The organism is Streptomyces sp. DH10 (assembly GCF_029813805.1).
In the GTDB taxonomy this organism is placed as follows: domain Bacteria; phylum Actinomycetota; class Actinomycetes; order Streptomycetales; family Streptomycetaceae; genus Streptomyces; species Streptomyces coeruleofuscus.
Window position 1 is genome coordinate 23,331 of sequence record NZ_JARVKU010000026.1, and the last position, 25,341, is coordinate 48,671.

A 25,341-nucleotide genomic window follows, 5' to 3' on the forward strand; every position below is an offset into this window, starting at 1 on the left:
ACTCCCCTGACTAGAACTGGAGGGACTTGGTCTGGAGGTACTCGGCCAGGCCGTGCACGCCGAGTTCGCGGCCCACGCCCGACTGCTTGTAGCCGCCGAAGGGGGCGAGGGGGTTGAAGCGGCCGCCGTTGATGTCGACCTGGCCGGTCTCCATCCGGCGGGCGAAGGCCACCGCCTCGGCCTCGTCCCCGGCCCAGACGGCGCCGGCCAGCCCGTAGACCGTGCCGTTGGCGATCCGGAGGGCGTCCTCCTCGTCGTCGTAGCGGAGGATCGACAGGACGGGGCCGAAGATCTCCTCCTGCGCAATGGTCATGTCCTCGGTGACGTCGGCGAAGACGGTCGGACTGACGAAGTAGCCCTTCTCACGCGGGGCTTCGGGTCCTCCGGCGACCAGGCGGGCGCCTTCCGCGACGCCCTTCTCGATGTAGCCGCGCACCCGGGCCTGCTGCTTGGCGTTGACGACGGGGCCGATGCGCTCGCCGTACTTGGCGGCGGCGCCGGCGGCGAGCCCGACCGCCTCGTCGTACCGGTCGCGGTGGACCAGCATCCGCGTCCAGGCGCTGCACGTCTGCCCGGAGTTGGACATGACGTTGGCGACGCCGACGTTGACCGCCTTGGCGAGGTCGGCGGTCGGGAGGATGACGTTGGCGGACTTGCCGCCGAGTTCCAGGGCGACCTTCTTGACCTGCCCGGCGGCGATCGCGGCGATGTGCCGGCCGACGGCGGTGGAGCCGGTGAAGGAGACCAGGTCGACGCCGGGGTGCTCGGCGAGGGCCTGGCCGGTGACCGGGCCGAGGCCGGTGACCAGGTTGAAGACGCCCGCCGGGATTCCGGCCTCGTGCACGGCGTCCGCGAACAGGCGGGCTACCAGCGGGGTGTCCTCGGCGGGCTTCACGACGATCGTGCAGCCCGCCGCGAGGGCCGGGGCGACCTTGGCGACGATCTGGTGCAGGGGGTAGTTCCAGGGCGTGATCGCCGCCACGACACCGACCGGCTCGTGGTGGACGACCGAGTTGCCGGTCTTCTCCTCGAAGGCGTACGTGGCCGCCAGCTCGGCGTAGGAGCCTGCGACCGCGATCGGCACGGCCGCGTGGACGGCCTGCGAGAACTTCAGGGGCGCGCCGAGTTCGGCCGTCACGGTCTCGGCGATCTCGTCCGCGCGGGCCACGAGCACGTCCCGCAGGGCGGCCAGGCGCGCCGCGCGCTCGGCGGGCGGGGTCGCGGCCCACTCCGGCAGGGCGGCGCGTGCGGCCCGTACGGCGGTGTCGACGTCCTCCGCGGTGCCGGCCGGGACCGTGCCGATGACCTGCTCGTCGGCCGGGTTCACGACCTCGATCACGTCCTGGCCGGCGGCGGGGCGCCAGGCGCCACCGATGTACATGCCGTCGTATGCCTTCATCGCGCTTCCTCCGGGGCGGGGCGTCGTCGTCCGGCACATAAACTAGCGACGATAGTTTTCCGGCGCCAGACGTCCCGGTGATCCCGTGATCCCGGTCATCACAGCACGGAGCGGACCCCGCCCGGGTGTGCGGCTCCTCACTCCTCCAGATCGGGCAGGCGCGCCGGGTGCGGGCAGATGCGGTCGCCGTGCTGGTCGAAGACGAAGAGGTGGGCGAGGTCCACGAGGAGCGGCACCTGCATGCCGTGGCGGAGGGCCAGGTCCGGGGTGGTGCGCACGATGAGGTCGCCGGGCAGGCGGGCGTCGGCGGTCGCGGGGCGGGGATCGGCATCCCCCGGGTGCTCCAGGGCCACCACGGGTCCCGCCCGGCCGGCTCCCGTCCGCTCCCGCAGCCGGGTGAGGACCGATCCCTCGCGGCGGCGCCGCCGGACGGGCCGGCCGGGGCGCGGACGCGGGGCCTCCAGTTCGGGGACGACCGCGGGGCTGGATCCGGTGTTGAAGTGGACGAGGATCTCGTGCCCCTGGAACTCCACGTGCTCGACCAGTCCGGTGATCGGCACCTCGCCCGGGCGGGCCGCGGAGTGTTTGGCGATCCGGACGGCTTCCGAGCGCAGGCCGACGATGACCTCGCGGCCCTGCTGGACGCGGAGCAGCTGGTGGTCCAGGGAGAGCGGCTCGGGCAGGCGCAGGAACTGCTTGCCCAGGCTGATGGTCATCGCGCCGTCCAGCGGGGCGCGTACCAGGCCGCGCAGGAGGTTGATGCGCGGGGTGCCGATGAAGGCGGCGACGAACACGTTGCGGGGCAGCGCGTAGACGACCCGCGGGCTGTCGACCTGCTGGAGCACGCCGCCGCGCAGCACGGCGACGCGGTCGCCGAGCGACATGGCCTCGGACTGGTCGTGGGTGACGTAGACGGTGGTGACGCCCAGTTCGCGGGTGAGCTGGGAGATCTCGGCCCGCAGGTGGGTGCGGAGCTTGGCGTCGAGGTTGGACAGCGGCTCGTCCATCAGGAAGGCGGAGGGGTGGCGGGCGATGGCCCGGCCCATGGCGACCCGCTGGCGTTCACCGCCGGAGAGCTGGGCGGGCAGGCGGTCGAGGAGATCCTCGATGCCCAGCATCCGGGCGGTGGCGTCCACGCGCGGCCCGGGGTCCGTGCCCGGGGCCTCGATACGCAGCGGGAAGCCGATGTTGGCGCGGCTGGTCATGTTCGGGTAGAGGGCGAAGTTCTGGAAGACCATCGCCATGTCCCGCCCGGACGGCGGCAGGTCGTTGGCGTACTCGCCGTCGAGCAGCAGCTCGCCCTCGTCGATCTCCTCCAGGCCGGCGATCATCCGGAGCACGGTCGACTTGCCGCAGCCGGACGGGCCGAGCAGCACGAGGAACTCGCCCGGCGTGATGTCCAGCGACAGCCGGTCCACCACGCGGGCGCCTCGCGTGTAGGCCTTGCTCACGTCGTGCAGGGAGATGGCGCGTGTCATGAGGTGCCCCCGAGGGGTCTTCAGGGCGCTGGTGCTCCGCGGTCGGAAGCCCCGTACGGGTCGCACGGGGCTGTGTGTCACGGAAGTTAACGGAATGTAGGCGGCCTGGGGAAGACACGGGGCGCGATCGGGGGTCCTGGTCCAGCTGGTGAGAAGGCGGACGGTCCGATTCGGCCATGGCCCGGGACGGCTCAGGCCTCCCGGGGTCAGCGGATGCCGGTGAGGTGGGCGAAGACCACGACGTTCCCGGAGTAGCCCTTCCTGCGGTCGTAACTGCCGGCGCAGGTGATCAGGCGCAGCTCGGGGCGGCCCCGGGCGCCGTACACCTCCTGGCTGGGAAAGTGCGCCTTCCCGTACGACTTGATCTTGTCGACGGTGTATACGGCGATCCGCCCGTCGGCGCGGCGGGCCTTGACGATACGGCCCGGCTTCAGCTCGGTCAGCCCCGCGAAGACGGCGGGACCGCTGTCGGTGTCGAGATGCCCGACGGCCACTGCGGTGCCCCGCTCGCCCGGCGAGGCGCCCTGCCGGTACCAGCCGACGAGCTTCGGGTCGTCCTCCGGGGGTGCGGTGAGGCGGTGCTCGCGGTCGAGGCCCAGGTCCATGACCGACGCGTCGACACGGAGGTAGGGGATGAGCAGGCGGGTGGCCCGGGAGGGGGGCAGCGGGCGGAGGGTGGCCGGGCGGTCCGGGCGGGCCTGCGGGTGGGTGTGCCGGTGCTGTTCGGCTCGGGGTGGGCGGCTGCGGGCCGCGGGGGCTGCGTCCGCTGCCCGTCGGCGCGGGAGCCGGGGGTTTTGCGGGGCACAGGAGTACGGGACGGGTGTGCTGGGGGCCTGCCGGTGCGGCGCCCGGGCTGCCGGGTGGGGTCCGGCCGGGCGGTCGGGGTGAGGCCCACGCCGCCGGGCACGGCAGCCCGGTCGGGGCGCGAGTCGCCCGGCAGAGCCCCGGCGGCGGCCGAGCCCCGCGGAAGGGCCGTGGTAACCGAGCCGGGCTCTTCGCCCCGGTCCCAGAAGAGGACGCCGACCAGCAATGAGACGCCCACGACGATCGTCCGGGCCAGGCGGTAGGCCCGCGTCCGGTACCAGGGCCCGGCCGACGAAACGGACGCAACTGCGCCCTACGACGCGTCAGATATCGCTCTTCCGGCGCGGCCGCACTCTCGACCGGCGGGTCTGCCCCGCCCCTTCCCCCGCCACCGCACCCGGCTCCCCCCGCGACCGCACCGCAACCCCCGAGGACAGCAGCAACAGCACCCCGAGCATCACGAACGGCGCCGCCACCCCCGCGACCCCGGCGATCAGCCCGGCCGCGGCGGGCGCGGCCACCTGGCCGAGCCGGTTGCCGGTCAGGCGCAGCGCCAGGGCCGTGGAACGGGCCTCGTCGGGCGCGGCCTGGACGACCGTCGTCATGGACAGCGGCTGCCCGACACCGAGGCAGAAGCCGAGCAGCACCAGCAGCAGGCCGAGCGCCCACACCGGCATCGGCAGGGCGATCCCCGCGCACAGCAGGGCCGCCAGCAGACAGGTCACCGTGAGCAGCAGGGTGCGGCCGAGCAGCCGCAGCAGGGGCGTGAGCGCCAGACGGCAGGCGATGGTGGCCGCCGCTCGCAGGCTGAGCAGGACGCCGATCACGGACGGCGCGATGCCCCGTTGCTCGCCGACCACCGGAAGGTAGGCGGTGAGGATGTCGGTCGCGGACAGCACGGCGAGGCTGATGAGGATGCCGGCCGGCACACCCCGGGTGCGCAGGATGCGCCCGACCGGGACACGGTCGCCCTTCTCCGCGCGGGAGGTGGCCGCCGTGCGGCGGTGCTCGATGCGCCACAGCGAGGTGAACGCGACCGCCCCGATCGCACCCGCCGCGATCAGGGCGAGCGCGCTGGTGCCCGTCATGTCGTCGCCGCTGATCACCGCGCCCGCGGCGATGGGGCCGACGAGCTGGCCGAGCGCGGCGCCGATGGTGAAGTGACCGAAGTTGCGGTCCTGTTCGTGCGGCGCGGACTGGCGGGCGACGAGGGACTGGGAGCCGATGACGAAGCAGAGGTGGCCGAGGCCCATCACGCCGCTCCACAGGGCCATCGCCCACAGGGAGTTCGCGACGCCGCTGAGCGCGCAGCCGCCGGATATGAGGACCACGCCGATGGGCAGCAGGGGCGCGCAGCGGCCGTGGTCGGTCCGGCGGCCCAGGGGGACGGCGGCGAACAGCGGCAGCAGCGCGTACACACCCGCGATCACGCCGACCGCGCGCTCGTCCGCGCCCAGCGCGAGGGCCCGGTAGGAGACGGCGGGCCGGGCCATCGACACCGCCCCCTGCGCGAAGCTGAAGGCGATGACGAGGCGGAGCAGCCAGCCGCGGTTCCCACCGGGCCTCACGATGACGTCCTCCATGCGGTGGTCAGATGATCCCGAAGAGCATGCCCGCCCCGAGGATGATCAGACAGGTGAGGGCGGCCCACTTCACGACGAACTTCGTGTGGTCGCCGAACTCCACCTTGGCCATGCCGACCAGGACGTACACGGCCGGGACCAGCGGGCTCGACATGTGCAGCGGCTGGCCGACGAGGGAGGCGCGGGCCATCTCCAGCGGGGAGACGCCGTGCGCGGCGCCGGCCTCGGCGAGGACGGGCAGGACGCCGAAGTAGAAGCCGTCGTTCGACATGAAGTACGTCAGCGGAAGGCTGAGGATGCCGGTGACCAGGGCCATGTGCGGGCCCATGCTGCCGGGGATGACGTCCACCATCCACTTGGCCATGTTGTCGACCATGCCGGTGCCCTGGAGGACGCCGGTGAAGACGGCGGCGGCGAAGACCATGCCGGAGACGTTCAGAACGTTCTCGGCGTGGGCGGCGATGCGGGCCTTCTGGTCCGGGATGTGCGGGAAGTTGACGGTGAGCACGAGTGCGGCGCCGAGCAGGAACAGCACCGGGATCGGCAGCACCTCCATGATCATGGCGGTGAGCAGGCCGACCGTGAGCAGCGCGTTGAACCAGTACAGCTTGGGGCGCAGCGTGGCGCGGTGGGGGTCGAGGCCCTGGAAGTCGTCGTCCTGCTCGTCGGCGTCCGTGCCGGAACCCGCGCCGCCCGCGACGCCCTTGTGCATGGAGACCTTGCCGTCGCCGGAGCCGCCGGCGCCCACGAGGACCGTCTCGCTCTCCTTCTCCTCGACCTTCTCCTCCACCAGCACCTCGTCCAGCGTCAGCACGCCCAGCCGCCGGCGCTCACGCACACCGAGGACGTAGGAGAGGACGAAGACGAAGAGCAGGCCCACCAGGAGCGCCGGGATCATCGGGACGAAGATGTCGCTGGCGTCGAGCTTGAGCGCGGTCGCGGCGCGGGCGGTCGGGCCGCCCCAGGGGAGGGTGTTCATCACGCCGTTGGCCATGGCGGCGACACCGGTCATCACGACCAGGCTCATCTTCAGGCGCTTGTACAGCGGGTACATCGCCGAGACGGTGATCATGAAGGTGGTGGAGCCGTCGCCGTCCAGCGACACGATCGCGGCGAGCACGGCGGTGCCGACGACGATCCGCATCGGGTCGGCTTTGCAGAATTTGAGGATGCCGCGGACGACCGGGTCGAAGAGACCGACATCGATCATCACACCGAAGTAGACGATCGCGAACATGAGCATCGCCGCAGTGGGGGCGAGGTCGGTCACGCCGTCGAGGACGTAGTCGCCGAGCTTGGCGCCCTTGCCGACGAACACGCAGAACAGCGCGGGAATCAGCACGAGCGCCGCGATCGGCGACATCTTCTTCATCATGATCAGGACCAGGAAGGTCGCGATCATGGCGAAGCCGAGGATGGTCAGCATGAGTGGATACCTAACGTTCGCCCTTGAACATCCCACCAGGGCCGGCGGTGTCCGAGACGTTAGGTGCGTTCAAGCAGCGTTAACAAGACGTTGACGTGCGAGCAATAAGCGCAAAACTGCTGGTCACAGCTTTGCTCAGGTCAGAGCGGTGAGCTTTTCGGTCACGGATGCGCATCCGGGGGCCGTCTCGGGGGCGACCTCGACGGGCACTCCGTTGAGGACCGCGTTGCCGGACAGCGGGTCGAGCAGGCGGCCGTCGAGGAGCTGGTTGACGTTGACGCCGGGGTCGGTCGCGGCATGGCTGAGACGGGTGCCGGGGCGGCTGTGGCCCCAGCCGTGCGGCAGGCTCACCACACCCCGGCGCACCTCGTCCGTGACCTCGGCCGGTGCGGTCACCTCTCCCCCGGCGCCCTTCACCCGCACCGGCGCCCCGTCGCGCACGCCCAGCCGTTCGGCGTCCTCGGGGTGGATGTGCAGGGTGCAGCGGTTGGAGCCGCCGGTGAGGGCGGGCACGTTGTGCATCCAGCTGTTGTTCGAGCGGAGGTGGCGGCGGCCGACCAGGACGAGTCCGTCGGGGCGCTCGGCCAGGGCGTGCTTGAGGCGGGGCAGGTCGTCCGCGATCGGCTGCGGCAGCAACTCGACCTTGCCGCTCCTGGTCTTCAGCGGCTGCGGGAGCCGGGGCCGGAGCGGGCCGAGGTCGATGCCGTGCGGGTGCGCGAGCAGCTTCTGGAGGGTCAGCCCGTCCGGTTCCACGCCGAAGCCGTCGCCGTAGGGGCCGAGGCGCAGCATCATGTCCAGCCGTCGCTCGGGCCCGGTGTCACCGGTGAGCTGTGCGGCGAGTTCGCGGGGGTCACGGCCGTGCACGGGCGAGTGCGGTTCCTCGACCGCCTTGCCCAGGGTCTGGTCGATGACCATCTGGTCGACGGCGGCGGGGTCGGCCCCGTGCATGCCGGTGACGGCGAGGATGAGCCGGGCCAGGATCTCCGTCTCGGCCATCCGGCCCGGCTCCAGCGGGATCGCGGGGCGGCTGTAGCGAACCTGGTTGCGAACGGCGAGGGTGTTGAAGGCGAAGTCGTGGTGCGGGCTCTGGGAGGGCGGGGGCGGGGGCAGGACGACGTCGGCGTGGCGTGCGGTCTCGTTGAGGTACGGGTCGACGCTGACCATGAAGTCGAGCGATTCGAGCGCCCTGTCGAGCCGGTCGCCGTCGGGCGCGGAGAGCACGGGGTTGGCGGCCACGGCCAGGAGCGCGCGCACCGGCTCGCCCTCCTCGGTGGCGGTGTCGATCTCCTCCGCGAGGGCGGAGAGGGGCAGTTCGCCCTTGGCCTCCGGGTGCCGGCTCACGCGGGAGTGCCAGCGCCCGAGGGCGAAGCCGCGGCCCGGTCCGGCGGGGCGCGGGGTCTTGTCGGTGGCGGCCTGCGGGAACAGCGCCCCGCCGGGCCGGTCGAGGTTGCCGGTGAGGATGTTCAGGACGTCGACGAGCCAGCTGGCCAGGGTGCCGTGCGGGACGGTGCAGCTGCCGATGCGGCCGTAGACGGCGGCGGTGGAGGCGGCGGCGAGCTCGCGGGCGAGGGCGCGGATGACGTCGGCCTCGACGTCGCAGGCGGCGGCGACGGCTTCGGGGGTGAACTCCCGCAGGGCATCGGCCACTTCCTTGATGCCCTGGACGTGCGGGGTCGGTTCCGTGAGCCCCTCGTCGAAGAGCACCCGGACCATCGCCGCCAGCAGCAGCGCGTCGGTGCCGGGCCGCACGGCGATGTGCCGGTCGGCGAGCTTCGCGGTGCGGGTGCGGCGCGGGTCGATCACGACGAGCGTGCCGCCACGGGCCTTGAGGGCCTTCAGCTTGCCCGGGAAGTCGGGGGCGGTGCACAGACTGCCGTTGGACTCCAGCGGGTTGGCGCCGATCAGGAGCAGATGGTCGGTGTGGTCCAGGTCGGGCACGGGGATGGCGTTCGCGTCGCCGAAGAGCAGTCCGCTGGAGACGTGCTTGGGCATCTGGTCGACCGTGGAGGCGGTGAAGACGCTGCGCGTGCCGAGCCCGGCGAGCAGCAGCGCCGGGTAGAGGGCGCCGGCCATGGTGTGCACGTTGGGGTTGCCGAGGACGACGCCGACGGAGTTCGGGCCGTACCGCTCGACGACGGGCCGGATGCCGGCGGCGACCGCGTCGAAGGCCTCCTCCCAGGTGGCCTCGCGCAGCTCGCCGTCCCTGCGCACGAGCGGGGTGCGCAACCGGTCGGGGTCGGCGTCGACGGCCCCGAAGGAGGCGCCCTTGGGGCAGATGAACCCCTTGCTGAAGACGTCGTCGCGGTCACCGCGGGCGTGGGTGACGCGCGTCCCCTCGATGGTGAGGGTAAGGCCGCAGGTGGCCTCGCACAGGGGACAGATACGCAGGGCGGTGCGGGACACGGGTCCTCCAGGGGCGGCGGCTACGGTGACGCACGGACGGCCCGAGCATACCGACCGGTATGCATGGAGGGGAGGCCCTGGCCGCCACGAGGTCAGTCGAGCACCCGGGCCAGATACGCCCGCAGCATCTCCCGCATCTCCTCGATGATCTTCTCGTCCCCGTCCGGCGCGACCCGGAAGGCCAGGTGCACGAGGGTGTCGGCGGTCTCCACGGCGATGAGGAAGACCCGGCGCAGCTCCTCGTCGGGCTCGCGGCCGAGAAAACCGGAGAGAAGTTCGGTGAGGCGGTCGGCGACGCGGTGGTTGGGTTCGGCCTGGCGGGCGCCGACCGGGATCTGGTTGCCGAAGTCGACGAGGGAGAAGCCGGGCGCGGTGCGCTTCATCTCCAGGTACTCGTCGAGCACGGCGTCCATGGCCTCGCGCCAGCCCCCGTCACCCGCCTCCCGCAGGCGCTGGACGACCCGCTCCGAAAAGTGCTCGAGGTTGCGCTGGGCCAGCGCGTCGACCATCTGGCGCTTGTTGCCGAAGAAGCGGTAGACCGAGCCGATGGGGACACCGGCCCGCTGGGCGACGGCGCGGGTGCTCAGGGCGTCGTAGCCGACCTCGTCGAGGAGGCCGGCGCAGGCGTCGAGGATCCTGGTCAGGCGTTCGGCGCTGCGCCGCTGCACGGGCGCACGGCGGAGCGATGTCGCGTGGGGCACGGGCTTCATGATGCCCCTCCGGCGCGGTCCGGTGAACCTCGCCCCCGTATCCAGGACCGGGTGTCCGTGATCCGGGACCGGGTGTCCATGGTCCGGGAGTGCGTGCGCGCCTGACGCCGCGGGTCCGCGCTCGGCGCGGGGTCGGGCTCGGGCGCGGGATCAGGCTCGGGGTCGGCTTCGGGCTCGGGGTCGGGGCCGGTTTCCGACGCGGTGATGTCGGCCGTGCTCTCCACGGGTGCGCCGTCCACCGCCCACACCGTGCCGTCGTCGGCGTAGAGGCGGACCGTGACCTGGTGCGTGCCGCGCGGTACGAGGCGGTCGGCGAGACGGCACTCGGGGGTGCGGAGCCGGGCGACCGGGCGGCCGTCCAGATAGAGCCGCGCGAGACCCTGCCCGGGCACCGCCCGGGCCGCCGCACCGGGGGGCGAGAAACGGAAGTTGCGCACGGTCAGGCGTACGTCCCAGCCGCCGGCCGCGTCCGGCTGCACCTCGACGGCGACGTCGGGGGCGTCCCGCCGCGCCACCTCGCGGTAGGGACGCCCCTCGGCGTCCCGGTCCTCCAGGAGCCTGCCCACGCGTGTGGGTGACGCCCCGCCCTCCCGCGCATCGCCCGAGCCGCAGCCCGCGGATCCGGTCAGGAGAAGGACGCAGACCGCGAGCACGGCCAGATGTCCCCGTGTCCACGTCATGCCGGGGAGCGTAGAACACGCGTCCGTTCCGGCGGATCGTCCTGGAGTCGGGTCTCCTTGTCCGTCCAGAGGAGGTCACACCGGGCCGCGCGTCCCCCTTGCGCCGGGGAAATCGCAATCCTACGGTGTTACATAGGAATCAGACCGCAAGGGAGCAGCGATCATGAGCGATGGGGGTACCTCCCGCGCGAGCGGGTTCGAGCGTGGGGGAGCGAGGAAGACCGCCGAAGGGCTGACCTATCTCTCCGGCTTCGGCAACGAGCACAGCTCCGAGGCCGTCCCGGGCGCACTGCCCCAGGGCCGCAACTCGCCCCAGCGGGCCCCGCTCGGGCTGTACGCGGAACAGCTGAGCGGTACGGCCTTCACCGAGCCCCGGGCGCACAACCGCCGCTCGTGGCTGTACCGGATCCGCCCGTCGGCCGCGCACCCGGCGTTCACCCGCACGCACAACGGCTCCGTCCGCACCGCCCCCTTCACCCAGACCGTGCCCGACCCCAACCGCCTGCGCTGGAACCCCCTCCCCGACCCGGCGCCGGAGACCGACTTCCTGGCCGGCCTGTGGACCCTGGGCGGCAACGGCGACGTCACCCAGCGCACCGGCATCGCCGTGCACCTCTACACCGCCAACGCCTCGATGGACCGGGTGTTCAGCGACGCCGACGGCGAGCTGCTGATCGTCCCGGAGCACGGCGGGCTGCTGCTGCGCACGGAGTTCGGTCTGCTCCATGTGGAGCCGGGCCATGTGGCGCTCATTCCGCGTGGTGTCCGCTTCCGTGTGGAGTTGCTCGACGAGTCCGCCCGCGGCTATGTGTGCGAGAACTACGGCGCGTCCTTCCGCCTCCCCGACCTGGGCCCGATCGGCGCGAACGGCCTCGCCAACCCCCGGGACTTCGGCGCCCCGGTGGCCGCGTACGAGGACGTCGAGGGCCCGGTGGAGGTGGTGAACAAGTTCTGCGGCAACCTGTGGACGGCCACCTACGACCACTCCCCGCTCGATGTCGTCGCCTGGCACGGCAACCATGTGCCGTACGTCTATGACCTGCGCCGTTTCAATGTGCTCGGCACCATCACGTACGACCACCCGGACCCGTCGATCTTCACGGTGCTGACGTCCCCGTCGGACACTCCGGGGCTGGCCGGGGTCGACTTCGTGGTGTTCGCCCCGCGCTGGCTGGTGGGCGAGGACACGTTCCGGCCGCCGTACTTCCACCGGAACGTGATGACCGAGTACATGGGACTCATCGAGGGCGCGTACGACGCGAAGGCCGAAGGTTTCGTGCCGGGCGGCGGCTCGCTGCACAACATGATGTCGGCGCACGGCCCGGACCGGGAGACCTTCGACCGGGCGAGCGCCGCCGAGCTGAGGCCTCAGAAGATCGACGACGGCCTGGCGTTCATGTTCGAGACGCGCTGGCCGATCACCCTCACCCCGCAGGCGGCCCGCGCCGAACATCTCCAGCAGCGCTACGACGACGTCTGGCAGGGCCTGGAGCGGCACTTCCGTCCCTTGCACTGAACAGTCCCGACCGGTACGGATGACCCGTGACCTCCTTCGCTCCGGACTCGATCGTCCTGAACCGCAAGCTGCCGCTCTGGTATCAGGTGTCGCAGTCGCTGCGCGCCTCGATCCTCGGCCGCTCGCCCCGGGACCCGCTGCGCCTGCCCACCGAGGAGCAGCTCGCCGGGCACTACGGGGTGAGCGTGCTGACCATGCGGCAGGCGCTGAAGGAGCTGGAGGACGAGGGACTCATCTCGCGCCACCGCCGGCGCGGCACGTTCATCGAGCCGCACGCGCGCCGGGGCTCCCCGGTCCGTCTGCTCGGCTCGGTGGACGCGATCGTGGCCCAGCAGTCCGGCATGACGACCGCGCTGCTGGACCACGGCACCGCCCCGGTGCCGTCCGAACTCGCCGAGTTCTTCCCGGAACTGCCCGAGGTGGCGACGTACCACCGGCTGCGCAGCGACGAGAAGACCGGTGAGCCGACCAACCACGCCCGCAACTACGTGCGTCCCGAACTGGCCGCGCGCATCGACCTGGACGACCTGGTCCGGTGGCCCATGACCAAGGTGCTGCGGGACGTCGTCGGGGCGGACATCAGCCGCATCACGGACACCGTGGAGGCCCGCCTGGCCGACCCGGAGACCGCGAACCTGCTCCATGTCCCGCTGCTCAGCCCGATCCTGCACTACACGGGCGTCACATACGACGCCGGCGGGCGGCCCTTGGACGTGGCCGTCATCCAGTACCGGGGGGACCGCTTCTCCTTCACGGTGACCCTGGAGGCGACCTGACCCGCGGGTCGGAGGCACACCGTACGATGCCCTGCGTGACGCACGACGACGCTCCGCTGCTGGCGGACCTCATGCCGTGGTCCGTCGCACCGCCGCGGCTCGGCCGGGGGTGGCCGGCGGGTCCCGACGCGGCGTCCCTGAAGGCCCGCTGGGACGCCCTGATGAAGGCCGAGGGACCCGACCGCGAGACCCTGTTCGAGCCGACCCGTTCCCGCACGCCGCACACGGCGGTCGGCCAGTTGCCCGGCCAGGCCGGCAGCGGCACACAGAAGCTGGCGCGTGCCTCGGGGCCCTGCCCGGAGCCGGTGCGCGTGCTGTACGCCCCCTTCGACGAGCAGTGGCTGATCCCCGACCAGCGGCTGATCGACGCGGCCCGCCCGGAACTGTGGCGGGTGGCGGACGAACGGCAGGTCTTCGTGCTGGAGACCCCCGAGGCCCCGGGAGGTGCCCGCTCAGTCCCCGGCCTGCTCGTCACCTCACTGCTCCCGCTGCTGCGCCCCGGCAGGATCCGCCCGCTGTTCCGGCGGCCGGACGGGCAGGAGCCGAACCTGGCCCCCGGCCTGCTCGCCCACCTGGCCACTCGCCTGGGGGGCTCCCCCACACCACTGGACGTGCTGGCCTGGATCACGGCGACGGCCCGCCCGGACCTGTCCATCCCCCTCACCGGGGACGCCGACGCCTGGGCGCGGGGCCTGGAGCTGGGCCACCGGCTGCTGTGGCTGATGCGCCGCGACGGCGAACGCCCCAGGCTCCCCGGCGGCCGCCGCCCCTACGTCCGCGCCCCGCTGCCCTCCCGCCCCCTGACCCTGCGCTACGACAGGGACGAGGAGGCTCTCCTGCTGGACGAGGGCCGCATCTCGCCGGTGCCGCCGGAGGCCTGGGACTTCGAGGTGGGCGGGGTGCGCGTCCTGGAGCAGTGGTTCACGGCGCGCGTCGCCGACGCCGAGCCGGGCACGCTCGCCGCGATCCGCCCCGCCACATGGCCCCAGACCTGGACGTCGGAGCTGCTGGAACTGATCACGGTGCTGGCCCTGCTGTCCGAACTCCGCCCGCCGGACGAACCGGCGACCCCCGACCCGATCACGACGACCGAACTGCGCGAAGCCGGCGTCCTCCCGGTACCGGCGACGGCCCGCCGCCCGGCCTCGGTGCTGGACGGCCCGGAGGAGGGGCCGGAGGGGCAGCTCGCGCTGCTCTAGAGCCACAGGCCCTAACGGGGTTCGGGGTCGTAGGCGTCCAGTACGCGTTCGAGGGCTCGCTTGAACACCGCGTCCAAGTCGACCGGCCCGCTCTGCTCCATGAAGGCCGCGGCCAGTCGCGGATACGCCCCGGTGGCCACCTGGCTGCCCAGATAGGCCATCCGGACCGCGTTCTCCTCCTCGACGGACCACGGCATGGAGCGGGTGCGCTCGACGGTCGCGATGTCGTTCGCCGCGTACGTCGTCACGACCCCGTTGAGCAGGGCGATCAGCTCCGTCTTCGTGCCCGCCGGGACGTCGAGCGGTTCGAGGCAGGCCAGGCAGTGCTCCAGGTAGCGCAGAGTGTTGGGACTGAATCCGAACAACCCCGACATCAGGCGCGGCAGCCAGGTGTGGCGGTACATGATGGCCCGCGTCTCCTCCGCGTTGCGGAGCATGTCGGCGCGCCAGTCGCCCGTGGGCTCGAACAACTCGTGCTCGGCGCCGACGGCGTCCACCATCAGCTCGTACAGGTCCTCCTTGCGGGGCACGTAGTTGTACAGCGACATCGTGCCGCAGCCCAGTTCCGCCGCGACATGCCGCATGGACACCGCGTCCAGCCCCTCCGCGTCGGCGATCCGCACCGCCGCCGCCGCGATGTCGGCGCGGGTGAACGCCGGTTTCGGCCCACGGCCGGTGCGCTCGGGGCGCGCCCAGATCACTTCGGGTACGGCCGCTCGGCCCGCCATCGATCATCACCTCGGCCTCCATCCTAGTTACGTACACCGTACGTAGTGCGCTATGGTCCTGCCATGACTTCTACGTACGCTGTACTTAGTGAGGGTCTGGAGAAGCGGTTCGGGGAGGTCCGTGCCCTGCGCGGGCTGGATCTCGCGGTGGCCGAGGGGACGGTGTGCGGTGTCCTCGGGCCGAACGGGGCGGGCAAGACCACGGCCATACGGCTGCTGACCACACTGCTGCGGCCGGACGCGGGCTCCGCCCGGGTCGCCGGGCACGACCTCGTCCGGGAGGCCTCCGCCGTACGGAGCCGGATCGGGGTCACCGGGCAGGACACGTCGATCGACGGGGACCTCACCGGACGTCAGAACCTGCTGCTGTTCGGCCGGCTGCACCGTGTGCGCGGCCCCGCCGGCCGGACCGCCGAACTCCTCGACCGCTTCGGGCTGGCCGAGGCCGCCGACCGGCCCGCCGCCACCTACTCCGGCGGCATGCAGCGCCGGCTGGACCTGGCGGCGAGCCTGATCCGCCGCCCCGAGGTGCTGTTCCTGGACGAGCCGACGACCGGCCTCGACCCGTCCAGCCGCAACCTCATCTGGGACGCGGTGCGCGACCTGACCGCCGAGGGCACGACCGTGCTCCTCACCACCCAGTACCTGGAGGAGGCGGACCAACTCTCCGACGACATCGCCCTGGTGGACCGCGGCAGGGTCGCGCACACCGGGTCGCCGGCGCAGCTCAAGGCGCTCGTCGGGGCGCACGCCGAGGTCGTCGTGCCGGACGCGGGCGCGCTCACGAAGGCGGCGGCCGTCCTCGACCGGCTCACGGGCGCGCAGCCGTCGTTCGACCACGAGCGGAACGCCGTCGGCGCGGTCGCCAAGGACCCGACGCTCACCCTCCCGCTGCTCGTCCGCACGCTGGACTCGGCGGGCGTGCCGCTGCTCGACGTGAGTCTGCGGCCACCGACCCTCGACGACGTCTTCCTGCGCCTCACGGACACCACGACCACGACCGACGAGAAGGAGCGTGCCGCATGAGCATGCTGGCGTACGACGGGACCGCGATGCTGGGCCGCCAGCTGCTGCGGATGCGGAACAACCCGGGGCTGCTGATCCTCACCCAGACGATGCCCATCAGCATGCTGCTGTTCTTCGGCTACGTCTTCGGCAGCGCCCTGGCGATGCCGGGCGAGGCGTACCGGTCGTTCCTCGTGCCGGGTCTGCTGGTGGCGACCGCCGCGGGCGGGATCATGACCGGCATGTTCCAGGCGGCCCAGGACACGCACCGTGGTGTGGCGAACCGCTTCCGTACGCTGCCGATGAGCCGGGCGGCCGTACCGCTGGGGCAGGCGGCTGCGGACGTGGTGGTCACGGCCGTCGGGACGGTGCCGTTCCTGCTGGTGGGACTCGCGGTGGGCTGGCGGATCGAGGGCGGTCCGCTCGCAGCGGCGGGGGCCGTCGGGCTGCTGATGCTGTTCCGCTTCGCCTGCACCTGGGCCGGGATCTACCTCGGGCTGCTCACCCGGAACGAGGAGGCGGCCGGTCAGCTGGGCGGGGCGACGTTCCTGCTGCCGCTGCTGTCCAGCGCGTACATCCCGACGAGCGGGCTGCCGGGGTGGCTGCGGACGGTCGCCGAGTGGAATCCGATCAGCGCGGTGGCGACGGCGTTGCGGGACCTCTTCGGCAACGCGCCGGTGCCCGACGGGTCGGCCTGGCCGGTGGCCCACCCCGTCGCGGGGTCACTGCTGTGGTGCGCCGTGCTGCTCGGGGTGTTCGTGCCGCTGGCCGTGCGTCAGTACGCAGACGGGGAGCGGTGAGCGGGTGGCCGGACACCGAGGCCGGACGACGCCCCCGGTCACTGCCGGGCGGGGATGCGGCACCGACGGGAGGCGGGCCGCGCTCGGGTACACACCTGGTGCTGCCGCGTGCCGTGGGGATGACGGACGACGAGTGCGCAGCGTTGCACCAGGGGCGGTGTGACCGCCCGAGCGCGGGTCCCTACTTGCCGCCGAACAGCGAGCGGCGCAGCCTGCGCAGCGGTGCGAAGAGCGAGACGCGGCGCACGCGCGCTCCCCTGCCACTGCGGTCCTGCGGCTGACGCGCGGTCAGTTCACGCATCAGCGAGGTCGCCTCGACCGTCTCGCGCTGCGGGACGGCAGGGCCACCCAGCACCGACAGGTGGCGGTCGAGGCGCGAACTGGTCGCGCTGCTCCCGCAGGTGATCGCAGGGACCCTCGCCCTGCTGCGCACTGTTATCTGTTCCATGTCACTCCCCACCCGTACGAGTCCACCCGGCCCGGGCAGGTTAACCCTATCGCCCCGTCCGGGCACTCGTGTATCGCGGTCACAGGATTCACCTTCCCCATAAGGGGGTTGACGATGTATCTCCGATTACTCTCCGAATCCAACAGATTTCAGGGCGAGTTGGACGATCGGCTGGCCGGTGGGCTGCGGCGATCCGCCGCCGGGCTCGACGGTTACGGCCAGTGACGTCGCGGAGGTTCCGAGACCCGTCGCGACCAGGGGCGTGTCGCCCTCGAAGAGGCCCAGGGAGCGTGGTTGCGCGCCCGGGCGCATGAGCCACAACTGGTGCACTCGGCCGCCCGGCGGGGCACCGTATCCGCCGAGGGTGACCACCGCACTCCCCTCCGTGGCGGAAGCGATCACTCCGATGGTTCGGCCCCGCCCGTCCCGTCCGCTGCTCGCGCGGGCGTCCGGAGCCGCGAGAACGTGGGCGATCTCACGTGACCGGTCGCGCTCGGCGGTGAGCTGATCCTGCGTCCGGTTCGCCTGCACCGCGAACAGCGAGGCGACGACGAGGGCCGCCGCGGCGGTGGCCGTGGCGAAGGGCACGAACAGCGGGATCCGGCGCCGCTGCCGCTGCCGCGGCGGCGGCCGGGTGCCCCACACGTGCGGCGGCAGCTGCGGCGCACGCGCGCGTGCCGGCTCGCGTGCCGTGTCCTGCGGCACCGGGTCCTGCGGAGTCGTCCGTACGGCGGCCATGACCCGGTCGCGCAGGGCGGCGGGGGGCGGGGCGGCCGCGGACCAGGCGAGCCGGGCGGCGTCCTCGGACAGGGCGCGCACCTCGGCGGCGCAGCGGCCGCAGTCCCTCAGGTGCTTCTCGAAGCGGACCCGCTCCGGGGGTTCCAGGGCGTCGAGCGCGTAGGGCGCGGCGAGCGAGTGCGGGTCCTCGCGGCGGAACAGACTCATGCCACGCCTCCCAGGCACTCGCGCATCCGGGTCAGCCCGTCGCGCATCCGCGTCTTGACAGTGCCCAGCGGCAGCGACAGCCGCTCGGCCACCTCACGGTAGGTGTAGCCCTCGTAGTAGGCGAGTGTGACGGACTGGCGCTGGAGGTCGGTGAGACGGTCCAGGCAGACCCGTACCCACTCGCGTTCGAGTCCCGCCTCGACCTCCTCGGTGACCTGGTCGAAGGCCGGGTGGTGGGCGCGCCAGGCCTCCCGCTGCTCACGCTCGCCGGCGGCGCGGGCGCTGCGCACCCGGTCGACGGCACGGCGGTGGGCGAGGGTGAGGATCCACGACATCGCGCTGCCCCGGCCCGGGTCGAACTTCGCGGCCGAACGCCACAGTTCGAGCAGCACCTCCTGCGCCACCTCCTCCGACTGGGCGGGGTCGCGCACCACGCGCCGTACGAGCCCGAACACCGGGCCGGACACCAGCCCGTACAGATCCTCGAAGGCCTTCTGGTCGCCGCCCGCCACGAGCAGCAGCAGCTCGTCCGCCTCCACTCGGTCCCCCTCTCCCAGGCCGCATGGGGCCTGTCCCCTCATACGAGGCATTCGCAACGCACACACCTCCGGATGGGGTTACGGATCAGCGCGCCGAAAACGCGGGTCGCCCGGCGATGAAACAACTTTGCCGACGCGCCGTAAGAACGTTTGAGATTCCACCAATCCGCTTGGCCGACCGCTCCGAATGGCGTGTGTCAGGCAAGTTGGCACTGAGGACGGACGGCATGACACCTTTCTCCAGGACCGGTGCGGGACGCAGGAGCATCGCGACCGCGATCTGTGGTGCGCTGGCCGCCGGCGGGCTCGCAGCCGCCGGTGTGACCGCGCTGGAACCTGAGGCGGCCTCCGCCTCCAGCCACCGCGAAGCCCCCCTGATCTCGGGGACCCCGCAGTACGACAACACCGACGTGTACGCGTTCGTCAGCCCGGACAAGCCGGATACGACGACCATCCTCGCGAACTGGATCCCCTTCGAGGAACCGGCCGGCGGCCCGAACTTCTTCACCTTCGCCGAGGACGCCCAGTACGACCTGCGCATCGACAGCAACGGTGACGCGAAGGAAGACCTGCTCTTCCGGTACACGTTCAAGACGCACACGAAGAACGACAAGACGTTCCTGTACAACACGGGCCCGGTCGAGAGCCTCGACGACCCCGACCTCAACATCACGCAGACGTACGACCTCGAACTGATCAAGCTGCGCAACCTGAAGGCCGTGTCGAAGACCAAGGTCGCCGACGACGTGCCGGTGGCGCCGTCGAACGTCGGCAAGGCGTCGATGCCGGACTACAACACCCTGCGCAAGCAGGCGATCCACAAGCTCGCCGGGGGCGCCCAGACGTTCGCCGGTCAGGCCGACGACCCGTTCTTCCTGGACCTGCGCGTCTTCGACCTGCTCTACGGCGGGAACCTCTCCGAGGTCGGCAACGACACGCTCAAGGGCTACAACGTCAACACCATCGCCCTCCAGGTTCCCAACAGCTTCATCACCCAGTCGCACGACCAGCCGGTCGTCGGCATCTGGTCGACGACGCAGCGCAAGAACGCCCAGGGCTACTTCGCGCAGGTCTCGCGCCTCGGCAACCCGCTGGTCAACGAGGTCGTCAACCCGCTGAAGGACAAGGACAAGTTCAACGCGTCCGCGCCGCGGGACGACGCCCAGTTCCTCAAGAACGTCACCAACCCGGAGCTGCCCAAGCTCATCGAGGCGATCTACAAGATCCCGGCGCCCGCCGAGCCGCGCAACGACCTGGTCGACGTGTTCCTCAAGGGCGTCAAGGACCTCAACCAGCCGCCGCACGTGACGCCGTCGGAGCAACTGCGCCTGAACACGTCCATCAAGCCGGCCGCCAAGCCCAAGCGGCTGGGTGTCCTGGACGGAGACAACGCGGGCTTCCCGAACGGCCGTCGCCTGACGGACGACGTGATCGACGCCTCGCTCCAGGTCGTCGAGGGCGAGCTGCTGGGCGCGAAGAACGACCTGGGTGACGCGGTCGACAAGAACGACAAGAAGTTCGAGAAGGCCTTCCCGTACGTCGCGCTGCCGACGGAGGGTTCGCGCGGCCCGCTCGCCAAGGGCGTGGACGGCGGCAACGACGTCCGCAGCCAGCTGGGCGACGCGCTCCAGCCGGCGGGCGCCCAGGGCTCGGACGACATGCGTCTGATCGCCGCGTCCGCCGGAGCCGGGGCGGGCGGCATCGTCCTGATCGGTGCGGCCCTCATGTGGTGGCGCCGCATGCGGAACCGGGCGTACTGACCCGCTTTCGTTCCCACCGACCGGCGCGGCCCGTCCCCCGTCCCCCACGGCACGGGCCGCGCCTCTCTCTCACCACACCCGCACCCGCACAGCCGACTGAGGAGAGGTCATGCCTCCGCGTACGACCGACAACGCACCGGAGAGGCGCGACGACGACCACCCGCGCCCCGACCAGGAGACCGACGCGGAGTCGTCGGTGGGGCGGGGTCCGGGGCAGGCCGAGCCGGGCACCGACGCCGTGGCGGAAGCGGGGCGGGGCGGGGGCGCGGCCGCGGAAGCGGGCGACGGGCCGCGCCCGGACTCGGCCGGCGGCGCGGCAGGCGGGACAGGGGGCGGGCCCGGCACCGACCCGGTTCCCGGAGCCGTGAGCACGGAAGGCGCGGACTCTCCCGGCACGCAGGCTCGCGCCGCGAACGACACCGGCGTCGACGAGCGCGTGGCCGCGGTGCGGCGGGCCGCCGATGGCGGACGGCGCTGGCGGGCCGCGCATCTGGCCGGGTGTGCGGCGCTGCTGGCCATCGCCCTGACGGGTGGGGCCGTCGCCTTCGGGAGTGCCGGAGACGGCCGCGCGGGGACCGGGGTCGAGGCCGTGTCCGCCGGTGGGGCGCTGGCGCCCGGCGTGCTGGCCCGTGGTGATCTCGCCTCGGGGATCGGGTCCCTCCAGAAGCATCTGCGCGCCCAGCCCAGGGACTTCGGCAGCTGGGCCACCCTAGGGATCGCCTACGTCGAACAGGCCCGGACGAACGGCGACCCCTCGCGCTATCCGCAGGCCGAGCGCGCGCTGAAGCGGTCCCTCGAGCTGGACCCGGGCAACGACCAGGCTCTCGCCGGCCGTGCCGCCCTCGCCGCCGCCCGGCACGACTTCACCGGCGCGCTGAAGGACGCCGACCGGGCCCTGAGGCAGAACCCCTACAACGAACGCGCCCTGTGCACCCGCATCGACGCCCTCGTCGAACTCGGCCGCTACGAGGACGCCGCCGAGGCCGCCCGCACCGCCGACGGCAGGCGCCCCGGGGTGCCCGTCTTCACGCGGTACGCGTACGTGAAGGAGCTGCGCGGCGACGTGCGTACGGCGCGTGAGGTGCTGGAGCGCGCCCTGGAAGCCGCCGACTCGCCCGCCGACACCGCGTACGTCGCCACCGCCCTCGGGCAACTCGCCTGGAACCAGGGCGAGTACGGGACGGCCCTCGACCACTACGCCCGTGCCCTCGCCGCCGACGAGGACTACCTCCCCGCCCTGGAGGGCCGTGCCCGCGCCCAGGCCGCGAACGGCGACCGGGCGGCCGCCGTGGAGGGACTGGAACAGGTCGTCGCCCGCTTCCCGCTGCCCGGCCCGCTCGTCGCCCTCGGGGAGCTGTACGAGGACCGCGGCGCCGACGGCGACCGGGCGAAGGCCGGTGACCAGTACGCCCTCGTCGACGCCTGGACGTCCCTCGCCCGCGCGGGCGGTGTCAACGCCGACCTCGACTCGGCCATGGCCGCCGCCGACCACGGCGACAAGAAGGAGGCCCTGCGCGCCGCCCGCGCCGAGTGGAACCGCCGGCACAGCGTGCACACCGCCGACGCCCTCGCCTGGGCCCTGCACGTCAACGGCCGCGACCAGGAAGCCCTGCCGTACGCCCGCCGCGCCACCGCCACCGGCTACCGCAACGCCGGCTTCCTCTACCACCGGGGCGTCATCGAACGTGCCACCGGGAACGAACGCGAGGCCCGCGACCACCTGAGGGCCGCGCTCGACCTGAACCCCGGCTTCTCGCCGCTCGGCGCCCGCGAGGCCCGTACCGCGCTCAAGGATCTGGAGGGGAGCCGGTGACCCCGCGCCGCCTGTTCGCGTCCGGCGCCGCCGTCCTCACGGCCGCCTGCGCGCTCACCCTGCTGCCCGCCGGCGCGGCGAGCGCCCATCCGCTGGGCAACTTCACCGTCAACCGCTACGACGGTCTGGTCGCCGCCCCCGGCGAACTCCGTGTCCACCACGTCGAGGACCTCGCCGAGATCCCGGCGACCCAGGCGGCACCGGACATCGAGCGGCTGGGCATCACCCTGTGGGCCCGCGAGCGGTGCGCCGCGGCCGCCGCGGACAGCGAGGTCACCGTCGACGGCCGCGGCGCCCCGCTCACCGCCGAGCGCAGCCACGCGCGCGTGCGGCCCGGGCAGGCGGGGCTCGACACCCTCCGCGTGGAATGCGAACTGACCGCTCCCCTCCCGTCCGGCGAGTCGGACAGGACCGTGTCGCTGGGCTTCCGGGGCGCGGGCGCCTCTTCCGGCCCGGGCTGGCGTGAGATCACGGCACGGGGCGACCGTATGACGCTCACCGAGTCGGACGTGCCGGAGAAGTCGATCTCGGCCGAACTGACGCGCTACCCCGGGGAGTTGCTCTCCTCCCCGGCCGACACCGCGGCCGCCGCCCTGCGCGTGCGCCCGGGCGGTGCGGCCCTGGCCGAGGAGGAGTCGGACGCCCCCGCCGCCTCCGTGCTGCCGCGCGGCGCCGACCGCTGGACGCGGGCCCTGGACGACCTGGTCGCCCGGCACGACCTCACCGCGGGCTTCGCCGCGCTGGCCCTGCTCATCGCCGTCGTCCTCGGCGCGATGCACGCGCTCGCCCCGGGCCACGGCAAGACCATCATGGCCGCGACGGCGGCGGCCCGGGGCGGCCAGGCCCGGATGAAGGACGTCCTGCCCATGGCCGCCTCGGTGACGGTCACCCACACCCTGGGCGTGGTCGCCCTGGGCCTCCTGGTCACGGCCGGTTCGGCGGCGGCTCCCTCGGTGATCGCCTGGCTCGGCGTCGCCAGCGGGATCCTGGTGACCCTGGCGGGCGCGAGCCTGGTCCGCCGCGCCCTGCGCAACCGCGCGCCCACCCATCACCACGGCCATGGCGGCCACACCCACACGCACGAAGACGAGAGTCACAGCCACACGCACGACCACCATCACGGCCACGACCACGACCACCCGCACGGCAAGCACCACGACCACGACCACCCGCACGACCACACCCACCCCCACTCCCACCCCCACACGATCGAGCACACCCACGGCGGGTTCACCCACTCCCACCCCGTCGCCCCCACCCTCCGCGGCACGATCCTCATGGGCTTCGCGGGCGGCCTCGTGCCCAGCCCGTCCGCCGTGGTCGTGCTCGTCGGCGCCGCCGCCCTCGGGCAGGCCTGGTTCGGTCTGCTGCTCGTCGTCGCGTACGGCGTCGGGCTCGCGCTGACCCTCACGGCGGCCGGGTACGCCGTCGTCAAGGCGGGCAGCGGCATGACCCGGCTCCTGGACCGGCGCCCCCGCTGGACGGCGGGTCCGCTGGCGACGCTGGTGCGCCGGACCGCCCCGCTCGGCTCGGCCTTCGCCGTCGTGGCGCTCGGGGCCGGACTGGTGTTCAAGGGGGCGGCATCCGCGCTGGGCTGAGTTACGTTCGTGAGGAAATCCGACGTCATGGGGAAAACAGACCTCGTGGAGATTTCGCCCGGCTGCGAATGGGGGCGCCGTGTCCGAAGAACCGGGCCATGAGCGTGTGATCGCGGGCCGTTACCGGCTCCTGGCACCGCTCGGCGAGGGCGGTATGGGGACGGTGTGGCGCGCCCGCGACGAGGTGCTGCACCGTGAGGTCGCCGTCAAGGAGGTGCGTGCCCCGGCCGGGCTGGGGGGCGACGACGTGCGGCGGATGTACGCCCGGCTGGAGCGGGAGGCGTGGGCGGCGGCCCGCGTCGCCAACCGGAATGTGGTCACGGTGTACGACGTGGCGACGGACGAAGGCCGGCCGTGGATCGTCATGGAGCTGGTCCGCGGGCTCTCCCTGGCGGAGGTCCTGGACGCCGAGGGCCCGATGCCGCCGCAGCGTGCCGCGCACATCGGCGCCGAGGTGCTGGCCGCGCTGCGGGCCGCGCACGAGGCCGGGGTGCTGCACCGGGACGTGAAACCGGCCAACGTGCTGATCGCGAACGACGGCCGGATCGTGCTCACCGACTTCGGCATCGCCATGGTCGAGGGCAGCTCCGCGCTGACCATGACCGGGGAGGTCATCGGCTCACCCGAGTTCCTCGCCCCGGAGCGGGCGCTCGGCCGCACACCGGGCCCGGAGTCCGACCTGTGGTCGCTCGGTGTCCTGCTGTACGCGGCGGTCGAGGGCCACTCGCCGTTCCGCCAGGACACCCCCCTGAGCACGCTGCGCGCGATCGTCGACGAGGAGCTGCCGCCGCCGCGCCGGGCCGGTCCGCTGGCCCCGGTCATCGAGGGGCTGCTGCGCAAGGATCCCGCGCAGCGGCTGCCGGCGGGGCAGGCCGAGCAGGACCTGCGGGTCATCGGCGCGGGTGGCTCGCCACGCGCGGACACCGTACGGGCCGTGCCGTATCCGCCGACGGTGGCGGCCCACCCGGAGCCCTCTCCCACGCCCCCGATGCCCTTCCCGGGGCAGCCGGCGCCGTCCGGTTCCGGCGCGACGACGACGGCGACCGGCCGGGACCGCGATCGCCGGGCCGGCCGGGTGCTGGTCGCGGGCGTGGTCGCGCTGGCGCTCGCGGTGGGCGGGCTGACGTACGCGCTGCTGAACCGCGGGGACGGCGACGGGAACGGCGACCGGGGCGCCGGGGCGAGTACGCCCGCCGAGACCAAGGATCCGCCGCGGAACACCGGGAGCGGGAAGTCCAGCCCTTCCCCGACGCCGAGCGAGAGCGAGAGCGAGGAGAGCAGTCCGCCGCCGCAGTCGGTGCGGGTCGCCCTGGACGGCACGCGCACGGACTACGCGGGTCCGTGTCCGCCGCCGAGCGTCCGGGCGCCGAGGTTCACGGCGACGTTCACGGTGGGGCGGTTGCCGGCCGAGGTGAGCTACCGCTGGGTGACGCGGGACGGCTCGGTGCTCGACGGTGGCTGGAAGACGCTGTCGTTCCCGGAGGGCGACGGCCGTACGAAGCAGGACGCGGTGACCGTGTCGACGGACGCGGAGACCGGGGCGTTCGAGAACGAGATCGGTGTCGAGGTGCGGGAGCCGGTGCGGACGACGTCCGAGTCGGTGCCGTTCTCGATCACGTGTGAGACGGAGGCCCCGACGGGCGGGGCCTCCCCTTCTCCTTCGGACACGGGTTCGGACGGGGGTTCGGACGAGGGTTCGGGCACGGAGTCGGACACGGACTCCGGCTGAGC

21 protein-coding genes are annotated in these 25,341 nt (G+C 72.7%); 9 read left to right on the plus strand and 12 right to left on the minus strand.

Annotated elements, in window-relative coordinates; all coding sequences use genetic code 11:
* Nucleotides 1-10: 10 nt before the first annotated feature.
* The 8 genes from QC385_RS37130 to QC385_RS37165 all read right to left on the minus strand — a co-directional run bounded on the left by QC385_RS37130 (nucleotide 11) and on the right by QC385_RS37165 (nucleotide 10,483).
* Nucleotides 11-1,399, minus strand: coding sequence for an aldehyde dehydrogenase family protein (locus QC385_RS37130; RefSeq protein WP_279545808.1), 1,389 nt, complete (start codon nucleotides 1,397-1,399; stop codon nucleotides 11-13).
* Nucleotides 1,400-1,536: 137 nt separating this feature from the next.
* The gene (locus tag QC385_RS37135) at nucleotides 1,537-2,877 is read right to left on the minus strand and encodes an ABC transporter ATP-binding protein (protein ID WP_279545809.1); all 1,341 of its coding nucleotides are present in this window, start codon (nucleotides 2,875-2,877) and stop codon (nucleotides 1,537-1,539) included.
* A gap of 206 nt (nucleotides 2,878-3,083) precedes the next feature.
* Nucleotides 3,084-3,962, minus strand: a complete 879-nt coding sequence (locus QC385_RS44140) for a class F sortase (RefSeq protein ID WP_336621344.1) — start codon at nucleotides 3,960-3,962, stop codon at nucleotides 3,084-3,086.
* Nucleotides 3,963-4,004: 42 nt separating this feature from the next.
* The gene (locus QC385_RS37145; RefSeq protein WP_279545887.1) at nucleotides 4,005-5,249 is read right to left on the minus strand and encodes an MFS transporter; all 1,245 of its coding nucleotides are present in this window, start codon (nucleotides 5,247-5,249) and stop codon (nucleotides 4,005-4,007) included.
* Nucleotides 5,250-5,271: 22 nt separating this feature from the next.
* A complete protein-coding gene (locus QC385_RS37150) occupies nucleotides 5,272-6,690 on the minus strand; it encodes a CitMHS family transporter (RefSeq protein WP_279545810.1) in 1,419 nt (472 codons plus the stop codon).
* Between the two features lie 135 nt (nucleotides 6,691-6,825).
* Entirely contained in the window at nucleotides 6,826-9,093 is a 2,268-nt protein-coding gene (locus QC385_RS37155) for a molybdopterin oxidoreductase family protein (protein ID WP_279545811.1), read from the minus strand.
* 92 nt (nucleotides 9,094-9,185) lie between these two features.
* On the minus strand, nucleotides 9,186-9,803 hold the full coding sequence (locus tag QC385_RS37160) for a TetR/AcrR family transcriptional regulator (protein ID WP_279545812.1): 618 nt from the start codon (nucleotides 9,801-9,803) through the stop codon (nucleotides 9,186-9,188).
* Complete coding sequence (locus QC385_RS37165) at nucleotides 9,800-10,483, minus strand: hypothetical protein (protein WP_279545813.1); 684 nt, start codon at nucleotides 10,481-10,483, stop codon at nucleotides 9,800-9,802. Before QC385_RS37165 ends, QC385_RS37160 begins: the two co-directional genes overlap by 4 nt.
* Before the next feature lie 163 nt (nucleotides 10,484-10,646).
* Between QC385_RS37165 and hmgA the strand changes: the two genes are divergently transcribed.
* The 3 genes from hmgA to QC385_RS37180 are packed head-to-tail and all read left to right on the plus strand — an operon-like array spanning nucleotide 10,647 to nucleotide 13,974.
* Nucleotides 10,647-11,999: a homogentisate 1,2-dioxygenase gene (gene hmgA / locus QC385_RS37170; protein WP_279545814.1), complete on the plus strand. Its 1,353-nt coding sequence runs from the start codon at nucleotides 10,647-10,649 to the stop codon at nucleotides 11,997-11,999.
* A gap of 26 nt (nucleotides 12,000-12,025) precedes the next feature.
* On the plus strand, nucleotides 12,026-12,775 hold the full coding sequence (locus QC385_RS37175; protein ID WP_279545815.1) for a GntR family transcriptional regulator: 750 nt from the start codon (nucleotides 12,026-12,028) through the stop codon (nucleotides 12,773-12,775).
* Nucleotides 12,776-12,801: 26 nt separating this feature from the next.
* The gene (locus QC385_RS37180) at nucleotides 12,802-13,974 is read left to right on the plus strand and encodes a type ISP restriction/modification enzyme (protein ID WP_279545816.1); all 1,173 of its coding nucleotides are present in this window, start codon (nucleotides 12,802-12,804) and stop codon (nucleotides 13,972-13,974) included.
* Nucleotides 13,975-13,985: 11 nt separating this feature from the next.
* On the opposite strand, the gene QC385_RS37185 is transcribed toward QC385_RS37180, so the two are convergent.
* Entirely contained in the window at nucleotides 13,986-14,702 is a 717-nt protein-coding gene (locus QC385_RS37185; protein WP_279545817.1) for a TetR/AcrR family transcriptional regulator, read from the minus strand.
* 63 nt (nucleotides 14,703-14,765) lie between these two features.
* Here QC385_RS37185 and QC385_RS37190 point away from each other — a divergent pair, with 63 nt between their 5' ends.
* Nucleotides 14,766-15,728 carry an ATP-binding cassette domain-containing protein gene (locus QC385_RS37190; RefSeq protein ID WP_279545818.1) on the plus strand — a complete coding sequence of 321 codons (963 nt, stop codon included), beginning with the start codon at nucleotides 14,766-14,768 and terminating at the stop codon, nucleotides 15,726-15,728.
* Complete coding sequence (locus QC385_RS37195) at nucleotides 15,725-16,507, plus strand: ABC transporter permease (protein ID WP_279545819.1); 783 nt, start codon at nucleotides 15,725-15,727, stop codon at nucleotides 16,505-16,507. Before QC385_RS37190 ends, QC385_RS37195 begins: the two co-directional genes overlap by 4 nt.
* A 181-nt stretch (nucleotides 16,508-16,688) precedes the next feature.
* Here QC385_RS37195 and QC385_RS37200 read toward each other — a convergent pair whose 3' ends face one another.
* The 3 genes from QC385_RS37200 to QC385_RS37210 all read right to left on the minus strand — a co-directional run bounded on the left by QC385_RS37200 (nucleotide 16,689) and on the right by QC385_RS37210 (nucleotide 18,439).
* Complete coding sequence (locus tag QC385_RS37200; RefSeq protein WP_086841716.1) at nucleotides 16,689-16,955, minus strand: hypothetical protein; 267 nt, start codon at nucleotides 16,953-16,955, stop codon at nucleotides 16,689-16,691.
* A 126-nt stretch (nucleotides 16,956-17,081) separates the two neighbouring features.
* Nucleotides 17,082-17,900, minus strand: coding sequence for an anti-sigma factor (locus tag QC385_RS37205; protein ID WP_279545820.1), 819 nt, complete (start codon nucleotides 17,898-17,900; stop codon nucleotides 17,082-17,084).
* Complete coding sequence (locus tag QC385_RS37210; RefSeq protein WP_167407442.1) at nucleotides 17,897-18,439, minus strand: sigma-70 family RNA polymerase sigma factor; 543 nt, start codon at nucleotides 18,437-18,439, stop codon at nucleotides 17,897-17,899. Before QC385_RS37210 ends, QC385_RS37205 begins: the two co-directional genes overlap by 4 nt.
* Before the next feature lie 227 nt (nucleotides 18,440-18,666).
* Here QC385_RS37210 and QC385_RS37215 point away from each other — a divergent pair, with 227 nt between their 5' ends.
* The 4 genes from QC385_RS37215 (at nucleotide 18,667) to QC385_RS37230 (ending at nucleotide 25,339) form a co-directional block, all read left to right on the plus strand.
* Nucleotides 18,667-20,199 carry a DUF4331 domain-containing protein gene (locus QC385_RS37215; protein WP_279545821.1) on the plus strand — a complete coding sequence of 511 codons (1,533 nt, stop codon included), beginning with the start codon at nucleotides 18,667-18,669 and terminating at the stop codon, nucleotides 20,197-20,199.
* Nucleotides 20,200-20,308: 109 nt separating this feature from the next.
* Complete coding sequence (locus QC385_RS37220) at nucleotides 20,309-22,012, plus strand: tetratricopeptide repeat protein (RefSeq protein ID WP_279545822.1); 1,704 nt, start codon at nucleotides 20,309-20,311, stop codon at nucleotides 22,010-22,012.
* A complete protein-coding gene (locus QC385_RS37225) occupies nucleotides 22,009-23,610 on the plus strand; it encodes a HoxN/HupN/NixA family nickel/cobalt transporter (protein WP_279545823.1) in 1,602 nt (533 codons plus the stop codon). The genes QC385_RS37220 and QC385_RS37225 overlap by 4 nt, the downstream gene beginning before the upstream one ends.
* A gap of 79 nt (nucleotides 23,611-23,689) precedes the next feature.
* Nucleotides 23,690-25,339, plus strand: coding sequence for a serine/threonine-protein kinase (locus tag QC385_RS37230; RefSeq protein ID WP_279545824.1), 1,650 nt, complete (start codon nucleotides 23,690-23,692; stop codon nucleotides 25,337-25,339).
* Nucleotides 25,340-25,341 lie beyond the last annotated feature (2 nt).